This window comes from Segatella copri (assembly GCF_003465495.1).
In the GTDB taxonomy this organism is placed as follows: Bacteria; Bacteroidota; Bacteroidia; order Bacteroidales; family Bacteroidaceae; genus Prevotella; species Prevotella copri_G.
Map to the genome: position 1 here is coordinate 1 of NZ_QSAV01000029.1, position 26,038 is coordinate 26,038.

Here is a 26,038-nt window from a genome sequence, read left to right on the forward strand (position 1 = left end):
TATAAATATTTGTAGTAACAGATTGTTACTACCTTCAAACCCTTATACCCCTCAGGAAAAAACTGTAATAACTGAAATTGTAATTACCGTAATACAAATAATCTTCAAAAATCCTTGGTTGTTTCAAAAACATTTCGTACCTTTGTGGGCAGCATTGCTATTGATGCTGACTACTTAATATCTTAATGATATGAGCTTAAAGAAAATTACCCCCCCTTATCGGGGACATTTGCTGCGCTAGCAGCCATCATATTGTCGTTCATCCTTGCCAGTTGTAGCAAAGACGAAATCCTTAGTGATACCCATCCCGAAGTCAACATCACAGCCCAGCAGGGCGATACCCCTGCCGTGAGCTACTATGCCATTACCGACTCCACAGGCATCGGCTTCACCTCCCAGGGCATAGAGTATACCAACCAAAACAATCACACCACCCAGTGGCTGCTCAGCTACGCAGAGATAGCCGAGCGGCTGGAGCTCCATATCCAAGACTATTCCCAGATTCGCATTACCCGAGACCATATCCTGAGCAATGGCCTCTGGCGCTTCGCTGTATCCTTTGATGCGCAAGCCGAAGTCGATTCTTACGCTATAGACGTAGACCCAGATACTGGCAAAATCATTTGGACGCTTAGTACCACCGAAATGCCAGGTGGGGAGTTTACGCTGAGCATCACTTTGACTTCAACTAAAGCTCTATAATTATGGAAGAGATAGATTATTTAGAGCAGCGTATCGATTCCATAAAAGATAGAGTACGCAATTTTGAGTTTATAGATAATGGGTTGGAAGACAAGAGAAACATGATGTATATTATATCGGAACTTGCCGATGAATATAACACTCGTGATAATCTGACCTTTACCAATGAGGTGGCTCATGCTACCATTGATGCTGTAACAGACATCGTAGATGAAAAAGTGAAAAGCTTGACGGATAAGCTGGTAGAGCTATTCAAGGACTTGAAGGCTGATAGCCAGAAATTTAAGGAGTTAGGTATATCCTTCGAGGAAAAAGCCTTTTTCGATGTACTGGTAAGCGTGCGTGACACGCATCAGTTTGAATATCCGGAAGAGCGTTGCATCGAGCTGGCAAAGAAAATCAAGCTCTTGGTGGATGATATGACCATCTATGCCGACTTCATCAACAACAACAATCTGAAAAGTAAGTTATCCAATGACTTGATGATGTTGCTGTACAAGTCTGGCTATCCTCCAGTATGGAATCAAGAAGTATTCCAAAAGATTATGGAGCAGGTAGATAACTATAAGTATAATCAATAAAGAGTAGAAAATGAAGAAGAAAAAGGTCGTTTTGGTTATTGTTGCAACCATTGCTGTTATTTTCCTTGCTTATGAGAGCGTAATGCACATTATGTATAAGACCTGTCCTACATGCGAAGGAGAAGGAATGGCTTATGTAGCGTGCAAGAAATGCTCGGGTGGTTATATAGATTGTCCTAGATGTTATGCTACAGGTAAAATTACTTGCAGTTCTTGTGGAGGTTATGGAAGAATAAAATGCAAGATATGTTTAGGTTCTGGTGGAGATAGATGTATATACTGTAATGGAGAAGGATGCAAACGATGTGACATGTGCTGGGGCTCAGGCACCGGTACCGATGGTAGGGGTTGTTTCTTCTGCCAAGGTAGAGGAGTGAAACGATGCCTATCGTGTGGTGGACGTGGAAAACATCTTTGTTCTAGCTGCAATGGATATGGAGTTATCAGATGCAGAAATTGTAGTGGTACTGGCTGTAGCGAATGCTATAACTGCCATGGCCAAGGTATGTGCGTTTGTCCAAAGTGTGATGGTAAACAAAATGTTTATGATACTTGCCCAGAATGTGATGGCGATGCTAAAGTGAGTAGATTTTAAAACTTGAATTTTGAACATATAACAGCAATTAATAAAAGAAAATAGAGTATGAGTTTTTTGGTATGGATAAATGATGAATCATGGTGGCTTTTTACGAGCATCATCATATTGTTAGCTATTGGGGTTTATGTTTGGATTAATAAACAAGCTGACAATAATCAGTTGGCTAATAAGAAGAGATGGATAGAATTCTTGCCATCTCTCATTTCAACGTTAGGAGTATTGGGAACCTTTGGCGGAATCACCCTGGGTTTGGCTCTCTTTGATACTGATCATTTGGATGTTAGCATCCCTAAACTCCTTTATGGCCTAAAAACTGCCTTCCTCACCTCTTTAGCTGGTATGATTGGCTCTATGATTCTATCTCGTAAGGTGTCAAGTCTGTACGATAAGGAAGACAAAGGCGTGTCTGATGCCAATCAGGCAGCTGCGGTAATCGCTCGGTCTGTAGAGAGCATGAAGAATGATAATGCGAATGCTCTTCAAGAGGTAAGAAATGAAATCAAGGCTCAGACTGCTAACCAGAATAGTTTTTATGCTGATATGAATGCGTTTGTGAAAGGAATTAATAGCTATATAGTGAATCAAAGGGGATTCTTGCAGGAGTTGTTGAATAATTCCGACATCCAAAAGGATACTTTGATTACTGTATCGGCTAGCTTGAATAAGATTGCCAATAACGAGGAATTACCTGCTATTCATTCTGACCTTGATAAATTGCTGGTAGCATTTGGAGAGCAGGGTGAAAAAGTTCAAAATATGGATGAGAATCTGAAGATTTTGAAGACGAGCATTAGCAATACGAGTGATGACGTGGCAGAACTCAAAAAGCTCAATCAAGATATCAGCGGCTGCTTGACAGGTATGGCCGATACTCTGGGCGAAATAGCTACAGCCACAGAAGCTACTTCTTCCACAGAAGACTCTATCTTGGAGAAGTTTGATACCTTTGGTAAGTTTATAGGCGATGAGGTAGATGACATAGAGAGAAAGATGGGAGAGACGAATACACTGCTTACCAATAAGTTTGATGAGTTTTCAGAATTGCTTAAGAAGAGCAATACGGAGGCATTGGTGGGTGTGATGAAGCAGCTCACCACGGAATTCCAGAAGCAGATGAACGGCTTGATACAGCGACTGGTGCAGGAAAACTTCGAACAGCTCAATAAGAGCGTGGAGCGACTTAACTCATGGCAGCAGGAGAATAAGAATATGATAGCATCGCTCATCCAGCAATACAAGGATATGGAGACTGACTTCGAAAATTCATCTACTACGCTTACCAAGGTGTCTGCTGATACCAAGGCTTTGGTGGGTGATGGGGGCAAACTCCAACAACTGATAGCTGCGCTTAACAAGGTGATATTGGAGAACCAGAGTTACATTGAGGTAACCAAGAAGCTACAGGAGACGGCTGAACTTACCAAGGACAATATGGTGAAGTTTGATGATTCTACCAATAAGCTCAACGACTGGGTGAGAAAGCAGCGCAACTTTGTGGATGGTGTACAAATGCTCATCGCCAAACTGGAAGAAATCGAAAAGATAAAGGATTATGGCGGTGAGTTTTGGAAGGAAACCAAGAGTAAGATGGAAGAGGGTGTTGGCATCATCCGCAATGGCTCTAAGGAGATAGAGAGTCAAATCTCTGGATTGGACCAGCATTTCTATCAGCGACTCAGTGCTACTTTGGCTCAGCTTGATGCCTGCATACAGGCTATGGTTGAGGCTGCAAACAAGAATAAATAGGAGATGAAGGACTATGGCAAAATCAAATGTATGGATGTCGGTTTCCGACTTGATGACGGGATTGATGGTAATCTTTCTGTTTATCGCCGTGGCATATATGATTCAGGTAAAGGAAAATCAGAATGTGCTGACTGACTATGTAGAAACCAAGACGAAACTTCACGATAAGTTGGTGAGCGAGTTTAAGGAAGAATCGAAGACTTGGGATATGAGCATTGGTAAGGATTTGTCGATGAGATTTAATAACCCTACGGTGCTCTTTGCGCAGGGTAGTGCAGCTATCACTCCTCAGTTTAAGGTGATATTGGATGAGTTTATCCCTAAGTATCTCGACATCTTGCTGAATGATAGCTTACGGAGCCATATCCAAGAGATTCGTATCGAGGGACATACGGACAATGTGCCTTATCCTCAGCTCCATCCTCAGCCATTCGTTGCGAATGTTATCTTGTCGCAGCAGAGAGCATTGTCGGTATTGATGTATATACAGCCGATGTTTGTGAAGTATCCGCCTGAGCAGCAGCGACTCTTGGAATATTGGTTTACAGCAAATGGACTGTCTTATGGTAAGGCTCTGAACAAGGATGGTGATTATGCGCTCGTATCCAGCAAAGATCACAAGATAGACAAGGAGAAATCTCGCCGTGTGGAATTTCGTATCATCACTACGGGTGATGAAGTGCTAGAAAACTTCGTGAAAAAAAATTCGGCTACGACTGGTTCTTCTGCAACAAATTAACATGAGAAGTGTATGGAAGAAATAGAAGCAATCGTTAAGTTTGATAAATTGCGTAACTATCTAGAGAGCATAGGCATCCATGTGGCGGAAGCCTCTGCTGATGGTTATCATGCCGTGAAGCCTGGGGAAGTGACTCTCCAGGCTATCAAGGATGGTACCTATACCTTTGATGAGGATGGTATCTATCTGAATGGTAGCAATGGGGTACGACAGAAAGTTTTCTTGTATAAAAGAAAATATCATTTGGTGGAGTATGGCAAACCGAGAATCCATATTCGTAAGTGTTCGAAAATTCAAGAATTTATAGACAGTGGCTCATTTGGTGCTGAATATCGACATGCAAACACAGAAAAAGTACCAGTTATCAATATGGATAAAGGCAACCAAGATGTAGAAGTTGATGCATTACCCTTATGCGGTTACTGCAAGAATCTTGTGTTACAAGAGTTCAATGAGAATCAAAAAGATGAGAGTTTAAAGGAATCAAATATCAAGGATTCTGTAGAATTTGTCCGTCTCTTGAAGGAAACTCTAGGCATTTCTGATGGACTGTCGCAGGAAGTGGACGCTGACATCTTTGGCTATGTGAAAGATTGGGAACAAATAAGCAGACGCTATCGAGAATATCACAATTACACCTGTGAACGTTGTGGCTTGCAGATAACCAATCCATGGGATAGGCAGTTTATGCAAGTGCATCATCGTAATGGTATTAAGACAGATAACAATGGCAAAAATCTTGAGTGTCTTTGCATCCGATGCCATGCCAACGTGGATGATGTGCACAGGAAAAATTTCTCAAAAGGCGACAATCTCTTTCGTCTCAATGATTTTAACGAAAAATACCCTCCGAAAAGTTAACGGAATTTAAATGTGTTAATAAATAAGTCTGACTATCTAGACCAATATGACAAGGAATTGAAAGCTGAACCTAATGGGAAAAGTAAGTAAGAGAAGATTGATGCTTTGTCTGAAATGACAGATGAGTTCAAACTGCTGTATGGATGTAGAGCTGACATCGCAATCAAAATGGTGAATGAACAATCTGAATTATTAACTAACTAAATTTAAATCCGATGAATCTTAAGAAATTTTCGGGTGAAGACGCTTCACCTTGACACCATCGTGGTGTGCGCCCTTCTCGGGATGAGAATGGGCTTTTTCTCGATAAAATAACATTTAAAAATGAAAACAAAATGGAAATTTCAATGTCCCAGTTGCCTGAATTGATAGGACTGGGAGTTCCTGTGTTTATAGGTTGCTCGTTTGTTATGGGCAATGGTGATAATTTGCAAGGTTGTCCTGGCAATCGAGAGATAAGCTTGAAGGAAGAACCTGCTTGGGTAGCTAAGGGCAGACAGGAGGAGCTAAAACTGCCTGATGAACTCAATACGCCGGAAGCTATCGAAATACTCAATAAACTACAAGAACACGATTATCTAGACGATTGTTATCAGCCTAAGAGAATGTCGATCTCTGAAAAAGGTGTGTTGGCTTCTCTCATCTCTGATAAATTGAGCATCAACCAACCTTGGGTTACATTCGGAGAATTGTGGAATATGAACAAGGAAACCTTGCGAAAGGGCAATTCTAAAGGAATGGACCAAAAAAGCATAGAGCGATTCATAGAAAAGATAAAAGATGTAATGGATTGATATTTAATATATTGCGTAATTCTTGCCTGCCTACCCCGGGGCTACCCCGTGGCACATGGACGGGGCTACCCCGTGGCAGGTAAGTTTCAAAAACTCTTAGTACCTTTGTCCCCGTAATCAGATGCACAGGCGTCTGGTTGCGGGGACTTTGCGTATTGCGGGTTCTCAATCTATAAACATTATATAATATATGAATTGTTATGTATTTGAACATCCACAGTATGGCAAGCTCAGAATAGTGGAGAGAAGAGATGGCGAGCTCTACTATTACTTGGAAGATGTAATGAGAATCTTCTCTAAGAATGGAGCTAAGACATTCGGGATTATCGCTAATTCTGAGGGTGAGGTTGTTACTTTCGGTTTCGTGCTGGTACCGCCTAAGAAGGGGGAGACGTATTTCTTCACCGAGAGAGAGTTGGGATTTGTGAGAAAGAGACAGAAGAACTTTCGTGCAGACAAAACCTTTATTGATGAGCAGCTCTTGCATGACATGCAGGGAGAACTAGACCCAGAGGGACTGTTGGCAAAGAAATGGGTGAACATCTATGTGCCCCGTGTGTTGGCTTCAGAAGCTTTTGTCATTGGGCATGAAGCTAAGGGAGTGCAGGAATGTTGTGAGTATGGGCTCCTTTCGCCAATGGACATTCGCTACACAAAATATGGTCTTTACATTAATACTGAATATTTAGAAATTTAAGCAATTATGAAGAAAGCAACTAGCAAGAAGCTGCTCAATGCAGTAAAGGTGGACGGTGCAGTGATCACCGAGGAGAATGGTAACGTATCAGTGCGCAAGGCGCCATGGAACGAGACGGAGGTAATCAGTGACAAGCCGCAAGTGATCAGGGGCAGGATGATATTCTCGGGTGGCGAGAATGGGCGAGGCGACTGGGTGGACTTCAAGCCTTATGTGCAGGGCAAGCGAGAGAAGCCCTTCACGGAGATTCTCAAGACCAAGCACGGGGTGGTGCGCACTAGCAAGCGAACCGTGCAGGTGAACTATGCCTTCTCCAAGGACATGAGCAAGGCGGAGATTCTGCGCTGCCTCAAGGGTGAGCACCAGGAGATGGTGAAGGCTATCAAGCCCTTCAAGGAAAATGTGGAGTGGGAGGACTATAAGGAGTAATAGATAATGTATAATTAATAATGTATAATTAAGCATGAACCACTTTATTGCAATGAATCCTCAGCGTGGGGGCAATAAGGGCAGCGCCAGCTGCCTGCCCCTGGCTGAATATGACAAGCTGATAGCTCAGCCTTGGCTCCACGATATGGTGGAGCAGATACGTGGGGGCAATGACAAACTGAAGGGGCTGATGCCCTTCCGCTGCGGCCACTACAGCCGATTCCTCAAGAATCATCGCTCGCAGAAGGATGCTGACCCTACGAGTTTTCTCTTCCAGACCACCATCGACATCGACGATAAGGAACTGGTGGGTATCGCCATCGAAATGGCAAGGCAGCTGAATTGCAGCGACTCCATCTGGAAGGGAATGCTACTGCATCTGGAATACTCGGCTCGTAAGAAACTCCACATCGACATCCGAATGCCGATAGGTATGACTATCGAGGAGACGCAGAGAGCGTATTGTAAGGCACTTGGCGTGCCCTGCGATGAGAGTTGCTTCACCCCAGAGAGAATCCTCTTTATCACGGATCAGGACTCGGAGATCTATCGCTCCAAGGACTGGTATGCCGTGCTTCCTGCCGATGAACTGAAGGCTCGCAGAGAGGCTTATCTGAAGCGTGGTCTCACCATCGACGGCAGAGGCAAGGCTAACCAGCCTTACGAAATCAATATCAAACCATCAACCGTAAATACTCAACAGAATGTTCAAACAAATCGACTTTCGGGCTCTAACGGCAATCCTGCTGTTTCTCATGGCTCTGCTGGAGGCTATCAGATTCCTGACGGATTACCAACCTCTGGTACCGCCAGTGAGAAGAGCCTGATAGCCTTCGACCTCTTCACGGAGTCGGCAGGACTGAAGAATGTGAATATCGATACCGAGGGCTCTCGCCACTCCTCACTTCTTGCCATCATGAGCGCAGGAGCGAGCAGGGTGATGAGCGAAGAGGAGCTGAGAAGAGTAGTGGCAGTGAAGATGCCTAGCTTCGCCCAAGAGCGTGACTGCCAGCAGCTGATCCATGACTTCTATGAGAAATATGGAGATAGTTCGAAGCCATTCTCTAGAGATGTGATCCGCATCAATGCGCAAGCAGAGAAGCAAGCGACTCTCTCAACTCCTAATTCCTCACTCCAAACTCCTAACTGTGAAGATGATTACCCCGCTCCGCCCGAGATGCCGAAGAAGCTGCCTAAGCTCGTGGAGCTCCTCGTGTCTCAGACACCGGATGTCTATAAGCCTGCCGTAGCCCATGCCATCTTTCCTCCGCTAGCCACCCATCTCTGCCGCACCTATTTTAATTACATCGACAATGTGGAGCATGAGGCTACGCTAATGTGTTGTCTCTTAGCTGGTACGGGCGCAGGAAAGAACTGCGTGCAGATGCCTATCAACCTGATTATGGAAGACATCAGAAAACGAGACAAAGATAACCTGAAACGAGAGAAGGAGTGGAAGGATGAGGTGACAAGAAAAGGTGCTAACAAGGATAAGCGTAAACGACCTGAAAACCTCGTGATCCAGGAGATAGACGCCGATATGACCAACCCTGCCTTCGTGATGCGTACCGCCGAGGCGCAGGAGCATTTCCTCTATACTGCTCTCAACGAGATAGACCAGTTTGATAACCTAAGGGGTATTGGCAACCAGCAGTTTCGTATCATGTGCCTCGCCTTCGACCCTGGTAATCAATATGGACAAACCCGAGTGGGCACGCAGAGTGTTACGGAGCGAGTAACCATCCGATTTAACTGGAATGCCTCGACCACCATCAACAAGGGTATCCGATATTTCTCCAAGGTATTGACCGATGGTCCTATCTCCAGAATCAACTTCTGTACTATCCCAGAGCGTGAGATAGGAGCCGAGATGCCTGTCTATGGCACATACGATGACACATTCAGAGAGAACTTAAAACCCTATATCGAGCATCTTAACATGGCTTCTGGTACTATCAATTGCCCTGAGGCTTTCGCCTTGGCACAGAAGCTGAAAGAGGAGAATGCCGACTTTGCCCGTATGAGCCAAGACAGGGTTTACGAGAACCTCTCGTTCAGAGCCAATGTCATTGCCTATCTGAAGGCTTGCGTGCTCTATGTGGCGAATGGTTGCCAGTGGGAATCCGAGATAGAGGAGTTTGTGCGCTGGAGCGAGCAGTATGACCTGTACTGCAAGATGAGATTCTTCCGAGATGCTATCGTGAAGGCGGAGCAGGAGGGAGTGAAGTCGAGCAAAAGAGGGCCTTCCAATATGCTGCAACTTCTGCCAAATGAGTTCTCTTATCAGCAGGCTGAGCAGTTGAGAAGCGACTTGGGGCTGGATACCAAGGGCACCCGACGGATGATAGCCACCTGGGTGTTCAGAAAGTATATCGTGAAAGTGGAGGCAGGCGAACAAGGCGTTAATGCTGGTAATGACAAAGCTGATAACAGCCATTGCAATTACAATTACGGTAATTACAGTTTTTATCGCAAGCTATGTTTTCTCAAAAAAGAATCTAAATAGAAACAATTATGGAAATCGTACTCAAAAGAATAGCTAAGCAGAATACTTACACCATAGGGCGTATGTATATCCTGAAGGACGAGGAGGTGGAGCGCAAGGTGAACTATACGCTCAATAAGGACCAGAAGCGCAGCTTCTGCCATGTGGTAGATGTGGGCAAACTGGACGGGGAGCACTACTTCTGCGATACCCTGGAGCCAACGTGGCGCAACCTGCTGGGCATCACCCTGTTGCCCCAAGAGGAGAATGTGCGTCTGGGGCGAGTGTCGGAGAAGAAGGCGCAGAAGATGAAGGGCAAGACTGCCATACCCGAGGGCACTTATCCCGTGCTCATCACCAAGTCGCCGAGATTCAAGCAGTGGCTGCCCCTGCTGCAGGGCGTTCCTGGCTTTGAGGGCATCCGCATCCATGCCGGTAACTACCCCGATGATACGCAGGGCTGCATCCTGCCGGGCGAAAACAAACTCCGAGGCATGGTGGTAAACTCTCGCATCTGGCTGCATCGCCTCGTCAATGCCATCACGGCGGCGAGAGACCGAGGCGAGAGCATCTGGATCACCATCGTTTGACACCTCTCACGGCCTGGCTCTCTAACGGATTCTCCGGCCAGAAATGCTTAGGGTATCGGCGTTTCAGTTCCTTGCGGACTTCGAAATAAGTGCCTTGCCAAAAACTTGCGAGATCCTGAGTAAGCTGAACTGGCTTGAAACCGGGAGATAACAACTCAAGCAGAAGAGGCTGTCTGCCAGCATCGACAGTGGGAGTTGATGTCATTCCGAAACACTCCTGAAGCCGCACACTCAGAACCGGGGCTTCTGCCCCCAAGCGATAATCGATGCGGATGTTGCTGCCCGATGGCACACGGATGTAGGTGGGAGCAAGGCGGTCTATCTCCTGCTGAAGCTCATAAGGAAGGATGTTCCAAAGGATTTCGCACAGGTTGAGTTTCTTCAGCTCAGTAACAGAAGTCTTCATCTTGCCACCTTCTTCGAGATAGAAAGGGAGCCACGCTCGGGCTGTTGTCAGGAGATGCTCTGTTGACAGGTCGGGAATCTCCAACTCCGGATGCCACTCAGCTACTTGCGCCACGCGCTGTTGCAGACGACGAACCGATTCGTTCCAATCGAACATGCTGAGTCCGTCTTTTCTGGCAGCTTCGCAGATAATGTCTGAAACTGTCTCTCGGTTGGCATTCTGTATCGGCTTGCTGTCTATGATGAGCGCTCCTATCCGTGTTTCCTGTTGCATCTTTACTGCCAGCGCTTTGCTGTCCCATGAAATATTCTCGCAGGTTTGTGCCGGCAAGTTCTTCCAGTTGACGGGGGCTGAGAGAAATACCCTTCCTTTCCGTCCCTGCCCAGAATTGGATGATGAGGTTGAAGATAGGTTGAGTGATGCGATGGCAAGCCATTCGTTTGCTGCCATGCTGTCGCACGGGTCGATGAAAATCGTGTTGCCATTCGACATCTTGAAGTTGCCCGCATGGTCGGTGGCATGGGCGATGCGCTCAGGGTAGGCTAGGGCGATGAGATGGCCCACTTCCTCAGCATCAATTGGCTCGTTGTCTTCCCTGATACGCAGCATCTTCCTGTATTCCTGGGCAATCTGAGCGATACGGTTCCAACGCCCCAGATTCTTCTTGCAGCGTGCGGAACGAAGGATAGAAAGGCGGAGCGTCATGTCTGAATCTTCATTTTCGCCCATCGGGTCTTTCTCTTCCAGCAGAGCAGCAATGTCGCAGGCCAGGGCTTGGCTCGCCGGAGAATCGCTGCTGATCATCATCTTGGCAATGCGCGGATGACAAGGAAGTTGAGCCATTCTGCTGCCTTCTGCGGTGATGCTGCCACTGAGAGCGTGAGCATCATGATCTGGCGAGAGGGCGTTGAGCGACATAAGAAGTTGCTGTGCCAATACGAGGTTGCCCTTGGGAGGAAGGGTGAGCCAAGGCAGCAGTTCCGGTTTGTTTTCGCCGAAAGCTGCAATGTCGAGAACCATCGAAGAGAGATCTGCATCCAGTATTTCGGGCAGCCGTTGTTCTGGCATCAGATGTTCCGAGGTCTGTGTCCAAAGCCGGTAACATACGCCTGATGTGATTCTGCCCGCACGCCCCCTTCGTTGCGTAGCCATGTCCTGACTGATACGAACGGTTTCGAGATGGCTCAAGCCTGTACGGGCATCATAAACCAGTTTTCGGCAGAGTCCGGAATCCACAACGATTCTTACTCCTTCGATGGTGAGAGAAGTTTCGGCGATAGGAGTGGCCAGTACGATTTTCCGTTCACCCGGTTTGGAAGGAGCGATTGCGAGTCGCTGCTTTTCAGGCGAAAGGTTGCCGTAGAGTGGATAGATTTCCGTTGAAGATAAGGCAGAGCGAAGCAGTTCTTCGCATTTCATGATTTCTCCCTGTCCCGGCAGAAAGGCAAGAATGTCGCCTTCCTGGTTTCTGAAAGCCTGACAGATAGTGGCTGCCATTTCCAGCGCTACCTGATATCTGTCGATGTCGTGGTCTGCATAAATGGTTTCTATCGGAAACATTCTGCCTTTACTCTCGATAAGCGGAGCCTGAAGTGCCTGACAGATGATAGAAGCATCGATTGTTGCTGACATGATAATGAGCTTCAGGTCGGGGCGGATGATTTCCTGTGTTTGCCGGGCCAGCGCTAACGCCAGATCGGAATTGATGCTGCGCTCATGAAACTCATCAAAGATGAGGCACGAAACGCCTTCGAGTGTAGCATCATTGACCAGCATTCGGGTGAGAATGCCCTCGGTAAGGACTTCGATGCGTGTTTCATCCGAAACCTTGCTTTCGAATCTTACCCGATAGCCGATGGTTTTTCCCACGGGTTCTCCCAGAATCTGTGACATCCGTTCGGCTATCTGGCGAGCAGCCAGGCGGCGCGGTTCGAGCATCAGAATCTTACCCTGACTTTTAAGATGATCATGGATGAAGCCTTCCAATGCCTGATCACTCATGCCCCGCAGAATGGTGAGCGGGAGGAGGGTAGATTTACCGGCTCCAGGAGGAGCTGTAATAACAAGGTTAGCCGACTCCATCAATGCTTCATTGACAGAGTCGGCTATCTGGTAAGCTGGCAGATGACCAGCCTGCTGTTCTATTCTATCTAAGTTCATTTCTTCTTATTTCACAAACTTCAGATTTCTTTTATTTCACAAATTTCAGAATCTCTTTACTCTTTCTGCCCTTTTTGGCAGGAATCGGCATGAAGCCTTCTGTGAGTCCTGTTTTATCTGTCATGGTCTGGAAAACGGAGGCGGCATAGGAAGAGAGTTTCTTCTCTGCCAGTTCTTGCTTGATAGCATCCTCATCATAATCATCAGCATAGAGGAGAGTGTGTAAATCGTCAAGATATTTTTGCGGAATATTCTGATGCGGCATGCGGCTTTTTATCTGCATAATCTGTGCGATGATTGCCTGTTTGGTTTGGGCAGCGATGGCTTCTGCCTTTTGCTGCTCGAAGACTGCCAGCGTCTCCTCATCCGTCTCCTGCCAGTTTTGCATCATGGCTTCAGTGTTGGTAAGATGACTGTAGCCTGCATAGCGAATCAGGGCGATGCGCTTGTTCCAACCTTTCTTTTCCAGATAGTTTTTCTCCATAGGGGTAGTAGCTACTATGAGGTTGGCTTTGGCGTACATGGCTTTCTGATACATAGACTGTTGCAGTGAACGCTTCAAGTAAGGGTTCTTGCAATTTCTCTCAGAAATATCACCTAGTGGACAAACGATGTAGGGAATGTCCATCTGCTTTGCTTTCTTGGCTATCTGGGCTCCCTGCCATGTCCATGCTCCTATAATCAACACAATGTCGGCATCAACCAGGCTGTTGGTGATGTCGAGCTGCTTATTCAAGGCTTCGATGTATGGAAGATACATCTTCAGCAACTTCTTATGGTTGGAAATGAACAAATATACTTTCATCGTTCTGTCGGTTATTTTTAACTGTTATTATTCTGATAGACTGTTACTTCCTTTTTACCCTGTTTAGAGTTTATGAGAAGTGAAATCGTTTTTGTCAGCCCGCCAATAGCGCAATTTAGTAGCCAGATTTCTCCAGATAATTCCATATTCGAAGAATGGCAGTTTGAACATCGCTATTCCGTCATCAAAGTGTTTGATGGCCTTGTTGGCTATCAGCATTCTCACGATGAACAGCAGGAGGAAACTGAAACCTGCGCATCCTGTAAGAATCCAATTCTTCATGAGGATAGAGTAGGCTGCAACGGCCAGTGTTGCTATCAGGCTGAGATGTGGCATGAGATGGTCAAAGAACATGAGGGTACGCATGGAAGCGGCTCTTTCCAAACTCTTGCGTGAAGCCTGCAGATAGAGGTGGGCATTGTGCCAGCTCTTGTTCGATGGTGCTTCGCGGATGAGCCATGCATCGCAATCCAGTTCTGTAGCAGTTTCGCCACAATGGGCATACTTGTTGACGAGAAAATCGTATTCGCCGCGAACATATTCCAGGTTGCCCTGATAGCCCTGTTCCTTCATGAAGTCGCTTTTGCGGAACGCTACGTTTGGCATGTGGCTGCGATAACCATAGGTCTGCTGGGCACGGCGCAAAACATAGTAAGCCTTGCGGATGCTGTCGAAACGGCGTACGCTCTTGGTTTCCTCATCAAGGGCTACATATCCCAATACCAGATGGTTTGGGTCCTGACATTGACGGACCATGGTTTGCAGCCACTTGTCGTTGCTTGGGCGGCAATTAGGTTCTGTCAGAATAATCCATTCATGTTTGGCTGCCTTCACACCCAGTGTAATCTGCAATTTCTTGCGGCTCATGTAGCGTGAACTCTCAGGAATGTAAGTATAATACAGATGAGGATTCTCGGCTGCTGTTCGCTTCAGAAAATCCTGTGTCTCGCCATCTGTACTCTGGCAGACTACGATTACCTGATAGTCGGCAGCGTACTGCTGACGCAGGAACATAGGGAGATTCCTCTCCAATTCAGCAAGATTATCGTGTGCGGTAATGAGTATACTGACAGGAGGTTGATTCTCTGCCGTTTCTGTCTTTTGAAAGCGCAACGAGCGCAGAAATGGATTTATCAGCGATCCGAGAACCGCCAATAAAACCACCACTGCGCCTGCTATTATAGTAGTTGTACTAATGATCATCATTTTCTTTTTCTCGTAATATAGAAAGCTAGAGAAAGGAGAATCCTATAAACTCTTAACTTTTAAACTTTCAACGATATTAAAAGTCTTCTGTAATATACCCCTTTGGCAACTGGCGACAGTTATACTGGCTCGCCATGATCTCACCATAGGCTCCGGCTGAGCGGAGGGCGATGAGGTCGCCGCGATGGGCTTTGTTGATGTCGACAGCCTTGCCGAAGACATCGCTTGATTCGCAGATAGGACCTACTACGTCGTAAGTTTCTACAGGCTCATCGCTTGAGATGTTCTCAATCTTATGGTAAGCCTGATAGAGTGCTGGACGGATGAGGTCGGTCATTCCTGCATCCACAATGGCAAACTGCTTGGCTGTGCCCTGCTTGATGTAGAGTGTCTTGGTGATGAGAGAACCCATCTGACCCACTACAGCGCGACCCAACTCGAAGTGAAGATTCTGACCATCGCGCAACTTCAGTTTCTTTGCGTATGTATCGAAATAATCCTTGAAATTAGGGATTGGCTGGCGGTTTGGATGATTATAGTCAATGCCCAGTCCGCCTCCCACATTGATGTTCTTCACAACGATGTGATGCGCTTCAAGTTGGTTCTGAAGTTCGTTGATACGGTTGCAGAGTGCCTCGAAATCACCCATATCGAGAATCTGGCTTCCGATGTGGAAGTGCAGTCCGAGGAACTGGATGTTCTTCATCTTGGCAGCCTCTTCGATTACGGCTTCCATGTCGCGCATGGCAATTCCGAACTTGTTTTCTGCCAGTCCTGTTGTGATGTTAGCGTGCGTATGGGCGCCGACATCCGGATTGATGCGGAAACAAACCTGCGCAATCTTATTCTGTTTTTCAGCCAGCTCGTTGATGATTTCCAACTCCGGAATGCTTTCTACATTGAAGCAGAAGATGCCTTTCTCCAATCCGAGGTTGATTTCCCAATCGCTTTTGCCTACACCAGCGTAAACAATCTTGCTGGCTGGAAATCCGGCTTTGATGGCTGCCTGAATTTCTCCTCCGCTCACACAGTCGGCTCCTAAACCAGCCTGACAGATGATATTGAGCACCTTAGGGTTGGCATTTGCCTTTACGGCATAGTGCACTTCAAATCCCTCGTGCTTGCCAGCCTCTTCATTGATGGTTTTCAATGTCTGGCGCAACACATTGGTGTCGTAATAGTAGAACGGAGTCTGTATCTCCTGAAACTTATCTATCGGAAATGTACCTTTCATTTCACTTAATCTTAAATTAATACCTTATTATAGTTAAATCAGAATATCCAATTTATAGTAAATCAGAATATCCAATTTATAGTAAATCAGAATATCCAACGAAGAGTGGATAGGAAGCATTACATACGAATTCTTCACTTTTCACTCTTCGTTTTCATTTGCATTACTTCTTCTCGAACAATACGTTGCTCAAGTTCTGTAATGCCTGCTTCTTATCTTTCTCTCTGATGAGGAATGAGATGTTGTAGTTAGAACCACCATAAGAAATCATGCGTACAGGAATGTTCTTCATCGCATCGGTAGCGATGGTCTCGAAGCCAACGTTGCTCCAGTCCAAATCACCTACAACGCAGATGATGCACATATCAGAATCTACAGTTACTGTACCATATTTCTTCAGCTCGTTTACGATGTCGTTAAGATGAGAATCATTATCAATACTCATGCTGACACCCACCTCTGAAGTAGCAATCATATCAATTGGAGTCTGATAGCTCTCGAAGATTTCGAATACCTTGCGTAGGAAACCTGTAGCGAGCAACATGCGGCTACTCTTGATTTTGATGGCTGTGATGTTGTCCTTGGCAGCAACAGCCTTGATCTTGCCGCGTACGATGACATTGTCGATGATTGTACCGTCGGCCTTAGGATCCATGGTGTTCTTCAAGCGTACAGGGATGCCTGCATACTTAGCTGGCTGAACACAGGTAGGGTGGAGGATCTTGGCACCGAAGTAAGCCAACTCAGCAGCCTCCTCGAAGTTCAACTGGCGGACAGCTTCAGTGTGCTCTACGACACGAGGGTCGTTGTTGTGCATTCCGTCGATATCGGTCCAGATCTGAATTTCGTCAGCTGGGAGAGCTGCACCGATAAGAGATGCGGTGTAGTCGCTACCGCCACGCTGCAGATTGTCAACCTCGCCATATGCGTTGCGGCAGATGAATCCCTGAGTGATGTAAATCTGATAGCCCTGGTTCTGCTCCATGATAGCAGCCAACTTCTCCTTGATGTACTGAGGATCTGGTTCTGCGTTCTTGTCAGTTCGCATAAAGTCTAATGCGCTGAGCAATACTGCCTTTACACCCTGTTCCTTCAAGTAGTTTACAACCATGTTGGTGCTCATCATCTCGCCCTGAGCCACGATGCTCTTCTCCTCGAAAGAAGTGAAGAGGTCTTTGGTGAATGAGCGGAGATAGTTGAATTCGCCCTGCAAGAACTCACGAGTCGTATTTTTCATTTCCTCGGTAGAGTAGAGTTCTTCTACATGCTGCATGTATTTCTTCTCCAAGTTGTTGATTACCTCGTTGGCGCCCTCTGGATTCTTCTTGTAAAGATAGTCAGAGATCTCAACGAGAGAGTTTGTTGTACCGCTCATCGCAGACAATACGATGAAAGTTGGTTCACCTGATTCTGTAACCAAAGAGGCTACTCCCTTCATGCGCTCTGGTGAGCCTACAGAAGTACCTCCGAATTTCATTACCTTCATAGTCGTAATTTTATTTAATTATTTCACTTAATTATCTTCTCCATCTTCTGTGAGGTCGATGTGGTTGTACTCGTTGGTTACGTCGTAGAGCACACCTTCCTTACAGCGGTAAACGATGCCTGGGAATTTGTCGAGCATCGGGATGTTATGGGTTGTCATCACAACAGCTGTGCCTTGTTTGGTGATGTCTTTCAGCAGACTCACGATGTTGCTGGCTGTCTCTGGGTCGAGATTGCCTGTAGGCTCATCGGCGATGATGATTTTTGGATTATTGAGAATGGCGCGGGCGATGGCTACACGCTGCTGCTCACCACCTGAGAGCTCATGAGGCATCTTGTCGATTTTATCAATCATGCCTACTTCGTTGAGCACCTCTTCGATACGCTTTTCTCTGTCTTTTTTGTTTTTCCAGCCTGTTGCCTTGAGTACGAATTCAAAGTTCTTGCGAACGGTGCGGTCGTGTAGCAGCTGGAAATCCTGAAAGATGATTCCCAATTCCTTACGCAGAGCCGGAATCTCCTTTCGCCTGATAGTTTTGAGGTCTCTGCCGAGAATTTCAGCCTTCTCGGTTTCGCCTTCTACAAGGTCTAGTTCGCAATAAAGTGTCTTTAATAGCGAACTTTTACCAGAGCCGACTTTTCCAATAAGGTAGGCGAATTCTCCTTCGTCAATATGGAAATTGATGTTTTGGAGCACGCACTTATCGGCCTGATATATGCTGACGTTCTGATAATCTATTAACATTTTCTATTTTTTTCTCCTTAATGTTGGTTTGTTATTTCATTTCGCCCTTGCTCTTGGCAACGCGGCGTTTCTTATCCCATTCCGGATCGTGACGCATCTGAAGTTCTTTCACAACATCTTCTATTCTCAAGCCCTTGCTTGTGAGCAGAACGATGAGGTGATAGAGAAGGTCTGAACTCTCGTAAACGAGTTTCTCGTTGTTGCCGTTTGTGGCTTCTATAATGGTTTCAACAGCTTCTTCTCCAACCTTTTGTGCCATTTTATTAACGCCTTTCTTGAAGAGGCTGGTAGTGTAACTTCCCTCTGGCATTTCTTCGTGGCGCTTGTTGATGAAGTTCTGAAGCTCTGAGAGGAAGAGGATTGGGTTGAGTGTATTCTCTTCTGCCCAGCAGGTGTCTGTACCTTTGTGGCAGGTTGGACCGTCTGGGTGAACCTTAACCAGCAAGGTGTCGTTATCGCAGTCGTTCTGAATGCTAACGAGATTCAGGAAGTTGCCTGATGTTTCACCTTTTGTCCAGAGGCAGTTGCGTGAACGGCTCCAGAATGTTACCTTTTTGGTTGCTATTGTCTTATCGTATGCTTCCTTATTCATGAATCCAAGCATCAAGACGTTCTTTGTAACTGCGTCTTGGATGATGGCAGGAACCAGTCCGCCTAATTTTTCGAAATCTATTTCCATTTTATCTTGTTTTTATTTTCTTACATTATTATATTCCCCGTGTTCTAGATTCTCACGTTGATTCCTTCTTCTCTCAGGTATTTCTTGAGGTCAGGAATGGCAATCTCGCCAAAGTGGAACACGCTGGCTGCCAGGGCAGCATCTGCCTTGCCTTGGGTGAAAGCATCGCGGAAATGCTCCATTTTTCCGGCACCACCTGAGGCAATGATAGGAATGCTTACTTCTTCGGCAAGACGGGCGAGGGCCTCGTTTGCGAATCCCTGTTTTACACCGTCATGATCCATACTGGTAAAGAGAATTTCACCGGCACCCCGGTCGGCTACTTCCTTAGCCCAGTCAAACAGTCCTAGTTCCACCCGTTCTCTTCCGCCTTTTACATAACAGTGCCAGCCGTCAGAATCGAGACGTGCATCAATGGCGCATACGCAAACCTGTGAGCCATAATGGTTGGCAATTTCATCGATGAGCTCCGGATGTCGGATGGCAGCACTGTTGATGCTAACCTTGTCAGCTCCTGCGTTGAGCAGGCGGTCAACATCTTTAAGTTCATTGATTCCACCTCCCACAGTAAATGGGATATTGATTTCGGCAGCCACACGGGTTACCATATCCGTAAAGGTTTTGCGCTCTTCGAAACTCGCTGTAATATCGAGGAATACGAGCTCATCGGCTCCAGCATCGCTATAAGCTTTTCCCAGTTCTACCGGGTCACCAGCGCTGCGAAGGTTTACGAAATTGGTTCCCTTTACCGTCTCGCCATTCTTCACGTCAAGACAAGGAACGATTCGCTTAGCCAATCCTTTGCTTTTACTTTGAACTTTGACCATTGAACTTTGAACTTTATGATTACTTAACTCCTAACTATAAACTTTTTGACTGTCAACTATTTAACTATTAACTAGTTTCTTAACATCGATTTTCCCTTCGTAGAAAGCTTTTCCAAATACTACGGCAGGAATTCCTGCAGTTTCCAATGCTCCGATGTCTTCGTTGCAACTCACTCCGCCTGAGGCGATAAGATGCAGTTGAGGATAGGCAGCCATTACTTCTTTGTAGAGTTCTATGGCAGGTCCCTGCAGCGTTCCGTCTTTGCTGATTTCTGTGCAGAGAACATAGCGTACTCCTTTATCGATGTACTTTTTCAGGAAAGGAAGGAGATCTTCAGAAGAATCTTCTTTCCATCCGTTGATAGAAATCTTACCGTTTCTTACGTCGGCTCCCAGAATCAGGCGGTCGGCTCCATACTTGTCCAGCCATTGCATGAAGAGTTCAGGATTGGTGACGGCAATGCTGCCCACTGTAACCATGCTTGCTCCCGCAGCAAAAGCTTTCTCAATATCTTCTTCGGTCTTGATTCCGCCACCGAAATCAACCACGAGAGAGGTTTCTGTGGTAATGGCCTTCAACACCGCATCATTTACGATGTGCTTTGACTTGGCTCCATCGAGGTCTACTACATGAAGGCGTTTGAAGCCCATCTGCTCAAACTGTTTTGCAACATCGGCAGGATTGTCATTGTAAACCTTCTTTTGGTCGTAATCGCCTTTTGTAAGACGAACACACTGGCCATTTATCAAGTCGATAGCTGGAATTAATTCTATCATATTAGTATTTCCTCTTTTATTTTATCTCTAAAAAGTTCTTTAAAATCTGTTCTCCCACTTTTCCGCTCTTTTCCGGATGGAACTGGCAGGTATAGAAATTGTCTTTGTGGAGCGATGCGCTATAAGGAAGAATGTATTCTGCCTTGGCAATGGTCTCCTCGCAGAGTGGCACATAATAACTATGTACGAAATAGGAGTAGGGATGAAGCAGTGCATCAGCGGTGGACTTGTCTGAGTCAGAATCCATTCTGTTTCCGAACCCCTTATAAAGGTCAGTCTTCAAATCATAGATTTCATTCCAGCCCATAGCAGGCACCTTGTCTTCGTGTTTCTGAGGCTGGAATCGCTTTACATCTACATCAAAGATTCCGACGCAATCTACATCACCTTCTTCCGAATGGCGGCACAAGAGTTGCTGTCCTACACAAATGCCCAGGACGGGTTGCTTCAAGTTCTTGATTACTTGATCAAGCTGATGAGCCTTCAGATATTCCATTGCTTCTCTTGCCTGACCTTGTCCTGGGAAGAGAACGCGGTCAGCCTTCTGGAGCATTTCTGCATCATCTGTAAGTACAGGTTCGATGCCTAAACGCTTCATGGCGTTGACTACGGAATAGATATTTCCGGCATTATATTTTACGATTGCTACATCCATAACCTAACGTAATTCATTTCTATTTCTTATATTCCGATGCAAAGGTACACATTTTCTTTTAATTTAAAGAAAATAAAAGCAAAAAGATTACGAAATATAGTAGATTTCTTTCAGAAAGTTAGAAATATGGCGGGATTTTACGTTTTCGTTAAGTGAAAAAGGAGCAATTGGATGTAAACCAACATCTAATTGCTCCTTTTGAAGTGTTTATTTTGATAATCGAAACTTCTTAGTTTTCTTCTTCACTGTCTGCTGTGCGGAGAATGATAGAAGTTGCTCCGATGGTGAACAGGGTTCCGTCTTCGATAACGCGGCGTTCTCTGTCGCCCAGAATTTCATTGTCAACGAAAGTTCCTGTATAACTTGGTCCATCACGGAGTACGTATTTCAATTTGCCTTTCTTGTCGCGGCTAACGTTGATTACGCAATGGTTCATGTCAACGCTTGGGTCTACGGTTTCGATAGGGCAGTTGATTCCGCTGTTCTTCATGTAGCGGCCGATGATGTTGTCGCCTAACTGGAGCGGGATGACCTGTTTGTAAGCGAATACGTTCTCAATGACAACGATAGAACCGTATCCCTTCTCGTTGGCATTCTCGTCAAGTTTTTCCTCCTTGCGAGTTTCGCGGAGCTTGGAAACTCCCATTCGGATGCCAAACTGCTTATTGCAATTAGGACAAACGAAAACGAGACTCTGACCTACCTGATACTTGGTCTCATCGAAGGTGATAAAATTATCGCATTTAGGACAACGTACTCTTTTCATATTCTTTTTCTTACTTTTCTGTCTTTATTATAATAATGTGTTGTAGAAGTTTCCGATACTCCTTGCTTTTTGTTCTAGCTATAAACTCTTAACTATCAACTATTCTTTCACTTTCGTAATCCAGCCGTCAGTAAAAGCATCATAGTTGTGTAAACGGTTGAGAGCAGTATAAGCTTCGCCCTCGGTAGAGTATGTTCCGTATATAACTTTCACATTATTATCCGTAATCAACACCCTAGCTTCCTTGAATCCCTTGTTCTGGAGGAGTTCAGCATAGCTCGCAGCATTGCGCTTGGTAACACGACTTGCCAAAACGATGCTGTAGTAAGAAGAAGCTGTTTGTAATTCATTGTCCTGAGTCATGTTGACAGACTTGGCAGGAATGCTTTCTTCTGCTTGAGATTCTGTACTAAGAACTAGTTCTTGAGGTTGCGCAACCTTATTAATCTCCTTCGGCATGATGCGGTTCAACATACCTGTGTCGATTTGGCTCTTCTGAACGGTTGGTGTTCCCAATGGAGAAGAGTAGGTGAAGAATGCAATGAGAGCGATGCAGGCTGCTGCAATATTGCGCAACCAGCTCTTCTTGATGCTGATGAATTCGGCATTTGATTCTTCTTCGTTAACGAATACAGAATTGTTGACAGAGAGTCCGCTCTCCATCTTCTGGTTACTATCCTGATTCTTGACTTCGCTTTCTGTACGATTGTTTTCTACTGTCTTTGCTGGCATTTCAATGATTGAAGCAGCAGAATCTTCAGTCTTCTGAACCTCTTCTGCAGAAATCTGTGCGAGTGGGAGCATGTTTAAGCCGCCCAAACCGTACAACTCAGGGGTAAGAATGCCCGCCTCGCATGGTTCGAAAGTATAATTTCCGTCTTCGTTCAATATGATAGTGCCAATATCATTCAGTTCAAATTTTCCTGAATTCTCCAGAGTCTGACGCATCTCTGTCACCTCATCAGCAATGCGGTTCAAAGCTTCCGGATAGCTGATGTCGTATGCTTCAACATACGAAAGTGCAAGGAGAGAATCGTTCATCTGGAGCTGTGGGTTAAAGCCAATAGTTCTCAGCGGTGGCAAAAACATGCTGTCTCTGCCATCGTAACGCGCATCTACATGATGAGCCATGAAGCCACCAAATCCTGGGACAATCACGCAATCGTTGCTCAAAAGTAGGATCTCTATATGTCTTTCTAGTCTATTCACGTTTGCAAAGGTAGTGATTTTTTCGGAAATGACCAACAGAAAATAGAGAAATTTTTCGATGAAATCATAAAAAGTCTAATTTGTTTTGTCGTTTCGGGAAAAAGTATTACCTTTGTGCCTAAAATAAATAAGGTATAAATCAATGAAATATACAGAGACAGAAATTGAAGGAGTCTGGCTGATAGAACCTCGGGTATTTGAAGATGCTCGCGGCTATTTTTTTGAAGCATGGAAGCAGGCTGACTTTGATGCTCACGTTGGAGGGCATGTGGAGTTTGTGCAAGACAATGAATCGATGTCGGCTCGTGGTGTGCTCAGAGGTTTGCATTATCAGAAAGGTGAATTCTCGCAGGCTAAGTTGGTGCGTGTCATCAAGGGCTGCGTGCTGGATGTTGCTGTTGACTTGCGAAAGGGCAGCAAGACTTTCGGTAAATATGTAATGGTAGAATTGAGTGGAGAGAACAAGCGTCAGTTTTTCATTCCTCGCGGTTTTGCCCATGGTTTTCTGGTACTGAGCGATGAAGCAATCTTTACTTATAAGGTTGACAACGTTTATGCTCCTGAACATGAAGCCAGCATTCATTGGGATGATCCTACCATCGGGATAGAATGGCCTATTGAAGGAGTTGAGGTGCTTACGTCAGAAAAAGACAGAACCAAGGCAGAGTCTTTCGAAGAGGCTGATTATTTCGAGTAGAATTGGCATCAGCTTTTACCGATTAATTTGTTTAAAGAACTCATCATGAAAAAGATAGGTAATTTATGGCTGCTCGGCTGTATCTTGGCTTTTGTTGCTTGTGGGCAGAAGGCCGAAAAGCAACAGGAAGTGAAGGAAGATACTGCGGCTAAGAAAATGTTGCAAGGCATTTGGCTGAACGATGACGATGAGGATGATGTGGCGTTCCGCGTTAAGGGCGACACGATTTATTATCCTGATTCTACCAGTCAGCCTGTCTACTTCTACATTGCTGGCGATACGCTTGTAATGAAGGGTGCTAATATTGCAAAATATCCGATCGTAAAACAGGCTGAGCATATTTTCCAGTTTAAGGTGCAGAATGGGGATGTGGTGAAGCTGGTGAAGACGGAAGATAAGTCGTATTTGCAGCAGTTCACCCATAATCATGCTTCCGTGGCGCTGAATCAGAATACGCTGATTAAACGTGACACTGTGGTTGTAAGGGGAGAAGAGAAATATCATCTCTACGTACAGGTTAATCCCACAAGTTATAAGGTTTACAAGAGTTCTTATAATGATGATGGTGTTGAGGTAGACAATGTTTATTACGATAATATTGTGAACTTGCATGTTTATCATGGTGCCAACCGTCTGTTCTCTCGTGATTTCTATAAGAAGGATTTCGATAAGCAGGTTCCTGCTTCGTTCTTGAATCAGGCTATATTGAGCGACATCGTATTCAATAAGATAGATGAGTCTGGTATTCATTATCTCGCTGTGCTGGCAATGCCTGACAGCAGTTTGAGTTATCAGGTTGAGGTTATCATTTCCTTTGAAGGAAAAATGAGCATGCGGGTTAAGAGCTAAAATAGAATAAAAAAGTCGCCCTGAAAGGGAAAGCATTGGATGTAAGATGCTTTTGTCCTTTCAGGGCGATTCTTTTTATGTGCTTATCTTGGAGGAGTAGCTTGATGGCTCAATTTTTAATTGAAGAATCCCAGCAAAGCTCCGGCTGCAACGGCAGAACCAATGACTCCCGCAACGTTTGGTCCCATGGCGTGCATGAGAAGGAAGTTGTGGCGGTCGTATTCCAGACCCAGGTTGTTGGAGATGCGTGCACTCATTGGTACGGCACTCACTCCTGCGTTTCCGATAAGTGGGTTTAGTTTCTTGCCTTTTGGCAAGAAGAGATTCATCAGCTTGACGAATAAGATTCCGCTTGCCGATGCGATGATGAAAGCAAGAGCACCGAGAGCAAAGATCTTGATGGTATTCAATGTCAAAAACTCTGATGCCTGGGTAGAACAGCCTACGGTCAGACCGAGGAGGATGACGACAATATCATTCAAGCTGCTGCTTGCTGTCTTGGCAAGTCGGGTTGTCTTTCCACTCTCTTTCAGAAGATTTCCGAAGAACAGCATTCCTAGCAATGGCAAACCGGACGGAACGATGAAAGTGGTGAGAAGTAGACCGATGATAGGGAAGAGAATCTTTTCGGTCTGTGAAACCTGACGTGCCGGTTTCATCTTGATGACGCGCTCTTTCTTGGTTGTAAGCAGGCGCATCAAAGGTGGCTGAATCACAGGCACCAGTGCCATGTAAGAGTAGGCACAAACCGCAATGGCTCCCATGAGGTTCGGACTCAGTTTGCTGCTCAGGAAGATGGCGGTTGGTCCGTCTGCACCTCCGATAATGGCAATGCCTGCTGCCTGGTTAGGTTCAAACCCAAGAGCCAGGGCAATCATGTAGGCGCCGAAGATTCCAAATTGGGCTGCGGCTCCTATCAGGATGAGTTTCGGATTGGAAATGAGCGCCGAGAAGTCGGTCATGGCTCCAATGCCCAGAAATACGAGTGGCGGGTACCAGCCCTGTTTCACTCCCTGGTAGAAGATGTTCAGAACGGAGTTGTCTTCGTATAAACCTATTTCGAGTCCTGCATCGGCACGGAATGGAATGTTGCCAAGAATGATTCCCAATCCGATAGGAACCAGGAGCAGCGGCTCAAAATCTTTCTTGATGGCGAGCCAGATAAAGAGTGCTCCCACCAGAATCATGATGAGGTTTCCTGCCGAGGCGTTGGCAAAGCCCGTAAAGGTAAGAAACTCATTGAAGTTTTGTATGATGAAATCCATAATTTACTTTGAACTTTGAAAGTTGAACATTGAACTTTATGATTAGTCTTT

Annotated in this window: 25 protein-coding genes; 11 read left to right on the plus strand and 14 right to left on the minus strand. The window is 45.6% G+C overall.

The window, feature by feature from the left end; translation table 11 throughout:
* Positions 1-237: 237 nt before the first annotated feature.
* Complete coding sequence (locus DWV53_RS09625; protein WP_118153193.1) at positions 238-570, minus strand: hypothetical protein; 333 nt, start codon at positions 568-570, stop codon at positions 238-240.
* Between the two features lie 134 nt (positions 571-704).
* Between DWV53_RS09625 and DWV53_RS09630 the strand changes: the two genes are divergently transcribed.
* The 9 genes from DWV53_RS09630 to DWV53_RS09670 all read left to right on the plus strand — a co-directional run bounded on the left by DWV53_RS09630 (position 705) and on the right by DWV53_RS09670 (position 10,222).
* Positions 705-1,283, plus strand: coding sequence for a type I restriction enzyme endonuclease domain-containing protein (locus tag DWV53_RS09630; protein WP_118153195.1), 579 nt, complete (start codon positions 705-707; stop codon positions 1,281-1,283).
* Positions 1,284-1,926: 643 nt separating this feature from the next.
* Positions 1,927-3,627 carry a hypothetical protein gene (locus DWV53_RS09635; protein ID WP_147468767.1) on the plus strand — a complete coding sequence of 567 codons (1,701 nt, stop codon included), beginning with the start codon at positions 1,927-1,929 and terminating at the stop codon, positions 3,625-3,627.
* A gap of 13 nt (positions 3,628-3,640) precedes the next feature.
* Positions 3,641-4,366: an OmpA/MotB family protein gene (locus DWV53_RS09640; protein ID WP_233339140.1), complete on the plus strand. Its 726-nt coding sequence runs from the start codon at positions 3,641-3,643 to the stop codon at positions 4,364-4,366.
* Between the two features lie 12 nt (positions 4,367-4,378).
* Positions 4,379-5,227, plus strand: a complete 849-nt coding sequence (locus DWV53_RS09645; RefSeq protein WP_118153201.1) for an HNH endonuclease — start codon at positions 4,379-4,381, stop codon at positions 5,225-5,227.
* A gap of 335 nt (positions 5,228-5,562) precedes the next feature.
* Positions 5,563-6,021, plus strand: a complete 459-nt coding sequence (locus DWV53_RS09650; RefSeq protein WP_118153203.1) for a hypothetical protein — start codon at positions 5,563-5,565, stop codon at positions 6,019-6,021.
* Between the two features lie 190 nt (positions 6,022-6,211).
* Positions 6,212-6,718 (plus strand): hypothetical protein, encoded by a 507-nt coding sequence (locus DWV53_RS09655; RefSeq protein WP_118153205.1) that lies wholly within the window; start codon positions 6,212-6,214, stop codon positions 6,716-6,718.
* Positions 6,719-6,724: 6 nt separating this feature from the next.
* Positions 6,725-7,147: a hypothetical protein gene (locus tag DWV53_RS09660; protein ID WP_118066982.1), complete on the plus strand. Its 423-nt coding sequence runs from the start codon at positions 6,725-6,727 to the stop codon at positions 7,145-7,147.
* 34 nt (positions 7,148-7,181) lie between these two features.
* Complete coding sequence (locus DWV53_RS09665) at positions 7,182-9,653, plus strand: hypothetical protein (RefSeq protein WP_118153207.1); 2,472 nt, start codon at positions 7,182-7,184, stop codon at positions 9,651-9,653.
* A gap of 8 nt (positions 9,654-9,661) precedes the next feature.
* Positions 9,662-10,222, plus strand: a complete 561-nt coding sequence (locus DWV53_RS09670) for a DUF5675 family protein (protein WP_006846453.1) — start codon at positions 9,662-9,664, stop codon at positions 10,220-10,222.
* Here the strand turns inward: DWV53_RS09670 and hrpB are convergent.
* The 12 genes from hrpB to DWV53_RS09730 form a co-directional block, all read right to left on the minus strand.
* Positions 10,209-12,788: an ATP-dependent helicase HrpB gene (gene hrpB, locus DWV53_RS09675; protein WP_118153209.1), complete on the minus strand. Its 2,580-nt coding sequence runs from the start codon at positions 12,786-12,788 to the stop codon at positions 10,209-10,211. The genes DWV53_RS09670 and hrpB overlap by 14 nt on opposite strands.
* A gap of 31 nt (positions 12,789-12,819) precedes the next feature.
* A complete protein-coding gene (locus DWV53_RS09680) occupies positions 12,820-13,593 on the minus strand; it encodes a hypothetical protein (protein ID WP_006846455.1) in 774 nt (257 codons plus the stop codon).
* Positions 13,594-13,656: 63 nt separating this feature from the next.
* The gene (locus tag DWV53_RS09685; RefSeq protein WP_118153211.1) at positions 13,657-14,799 is read right to left on the minus strand and encodes a glycosyltransferase; all 1,143 of its coding nucleotides are present in this window, start codon (positions 14,797-14,799) and stop codon (positions 13,657-13,659) included.
* 76 nt (positions 14,800-14,875) lie between these two features.
* Positions 14,876-16,033: a diaminopimelate decarboxylase gene (gene lysA / locus DWV53_RS09690; RefSeq protein WP_118153213.1), complete on the minus strand. Its 1,158-nt coding sequence runs from the start codon at positions 16,031-16,033 to the stop codon at positions 14,876-14,878.
* A gap of 163 nt (positions 16,034-16,196) precedes the next feature.
* Positions 16,197-17,519, minus strand: a complete 1,323-nt coding sequence (locus tag DWV53_RS09695; protein WP_117586361.1) for an aspartate kinase — start codon at positions 17,517-17,519, stop codon at positions 16,197-16,199.
* Positions 17,520-17,546: 27 nt separating this feature from the next.
* Entirely contained in the window at positions 17,547-18,263 is a 717-nt protein-coding gene (locus DWV53_RS09700) for a cell division ATP-binding protein FtsE (RefSeq protein WP_022121797.1), read from the minus strand.
* Positions 18,264-18,294: 31 nt separating this feature from the next.
* Entirely contained in the window at positions 18,295-18,942 is a 648-nt protein-coding gene (gene hisIE, locus DWV53_RS09705) for a bifunctional phosphoribosyl-AMP cyclohydrolase/phosphoribosyl-ATP diphosphatase HisIE (RefSeq protein ID WP_118153215.1), read from the minus strand.
* A 44-nt stretch (positions 18,943-18,986) separates the two neighbouring features.
* Complete coding sequence (gene hisF, locus DWV53_RS09710) at positions 18,987-19,769, minus strand: imidazole glycerol phosphate synthase subunit HisF (protein WP_118153216.1); 783 nt, start codon at positions 19,767-19,769, stop codon at positions 18,987-18,989.
* A gap of 60 nt (positions 19,770-19,829) precedes the next feature.
* Complete coding sequence (gene hisA / locus DWV53_RS09715) at positions 19,830-20,546, minus strand: 1-(5-phosphoribosyl)-5-[(5-phosphoribosylamino)methylideneamino]imidazole-4-carboxamide isomerase (protein ID WP_118153218.1); 717 nt, start codon at positions 20,544-20,546, stop codon at positions 19,830-19,832.
* 16 nt (positions 20,547-20,562) lie between these two features.
* Positions 20,563-21,201, minus strand: coding sequence for an imidazole glycerol phosphate synthase subunit HisH (hisH, locus tag DWV53_RS09720; protein WP_118153220.1), 639 nt, complete (start codon positions 21,199-21,201; stop codon positions 20,563-20,565).
* Between the two features lie 229 nt (positions 21,202-21,430).
* Positions 21,431-21,967, minus strand: coding sequence for an FHA domain-containing protein (locus tag DWV53_RS09725; protein ID WP_118153222.1), 537 nt, complete (start codon positions 21,965-21,967; stop codon positions 21,431-21,433).
* A 99-nt stretch (positions 21,968-22,066) separates the two neighbouring features.
* Positions 22,067-23,140 (minus strand): SPOR domain-containing protein, encoded by a 1,074-nt coding sequence (locus tag DWV53_RS09730; protein WP_418318832.1) that lies wholly within the window; start codon positions 23,138-23,140, stop codon positions 22,067-22,069.
* Positions 23,141-23,318: 178 nt separating this feature from the next.
* Here DWV53_RS09730 and rfbC point away from each other — a divergent pair, with 178 nt between their 5' ends.
* Together rfbC and DWV53_RS09740 are read left to right on the plus strand one after the other, a co-directional pair.
* Complete coding sequence (rfbC, locus tag DWV53_RS09735) at positions 23,319-23,873, plus strand: dTDP-4-dehydrorhamnose 3,5-epimerase (protein WP_118153227.1); 555 nt, start codon at positions 23,319-23,321, stop codon at positions 23,871-23,873.
* Positions 23,874-23,918: 45 nt separating this feature from the next.
* Positions 23,919-24,722, plus strand: coding sequence for a DUF4738 domain-containing protein (locus DWV53_RS09740; RefSeq protein ID WP_118153230.1), 804 nt, complete (start codon positions 23,919-23,921; stop codon positions 24,720-24,722).
* A gap of 116 nt (positions 24,723-24,838) precedes the next feature.
* On the opposite strand, the gene DWV53_RS09745 is transcribed toward DWV53_RS09740, so the two are convergent.
* Positions 24,839-25,987: a sodium ion-translocating decarboxylase subunit beta gene (locus DWV53_RS09745; RefSeq protein WP_022121790.1), complete on the minus strand. Its 1,149-nt coding sequence runs from the start codon at positions 25,985-25,987 to the stop codon at positions 24,839-24,841.
* Positions 25,988-26,038 lie beyond the last annotated feature (51 nt).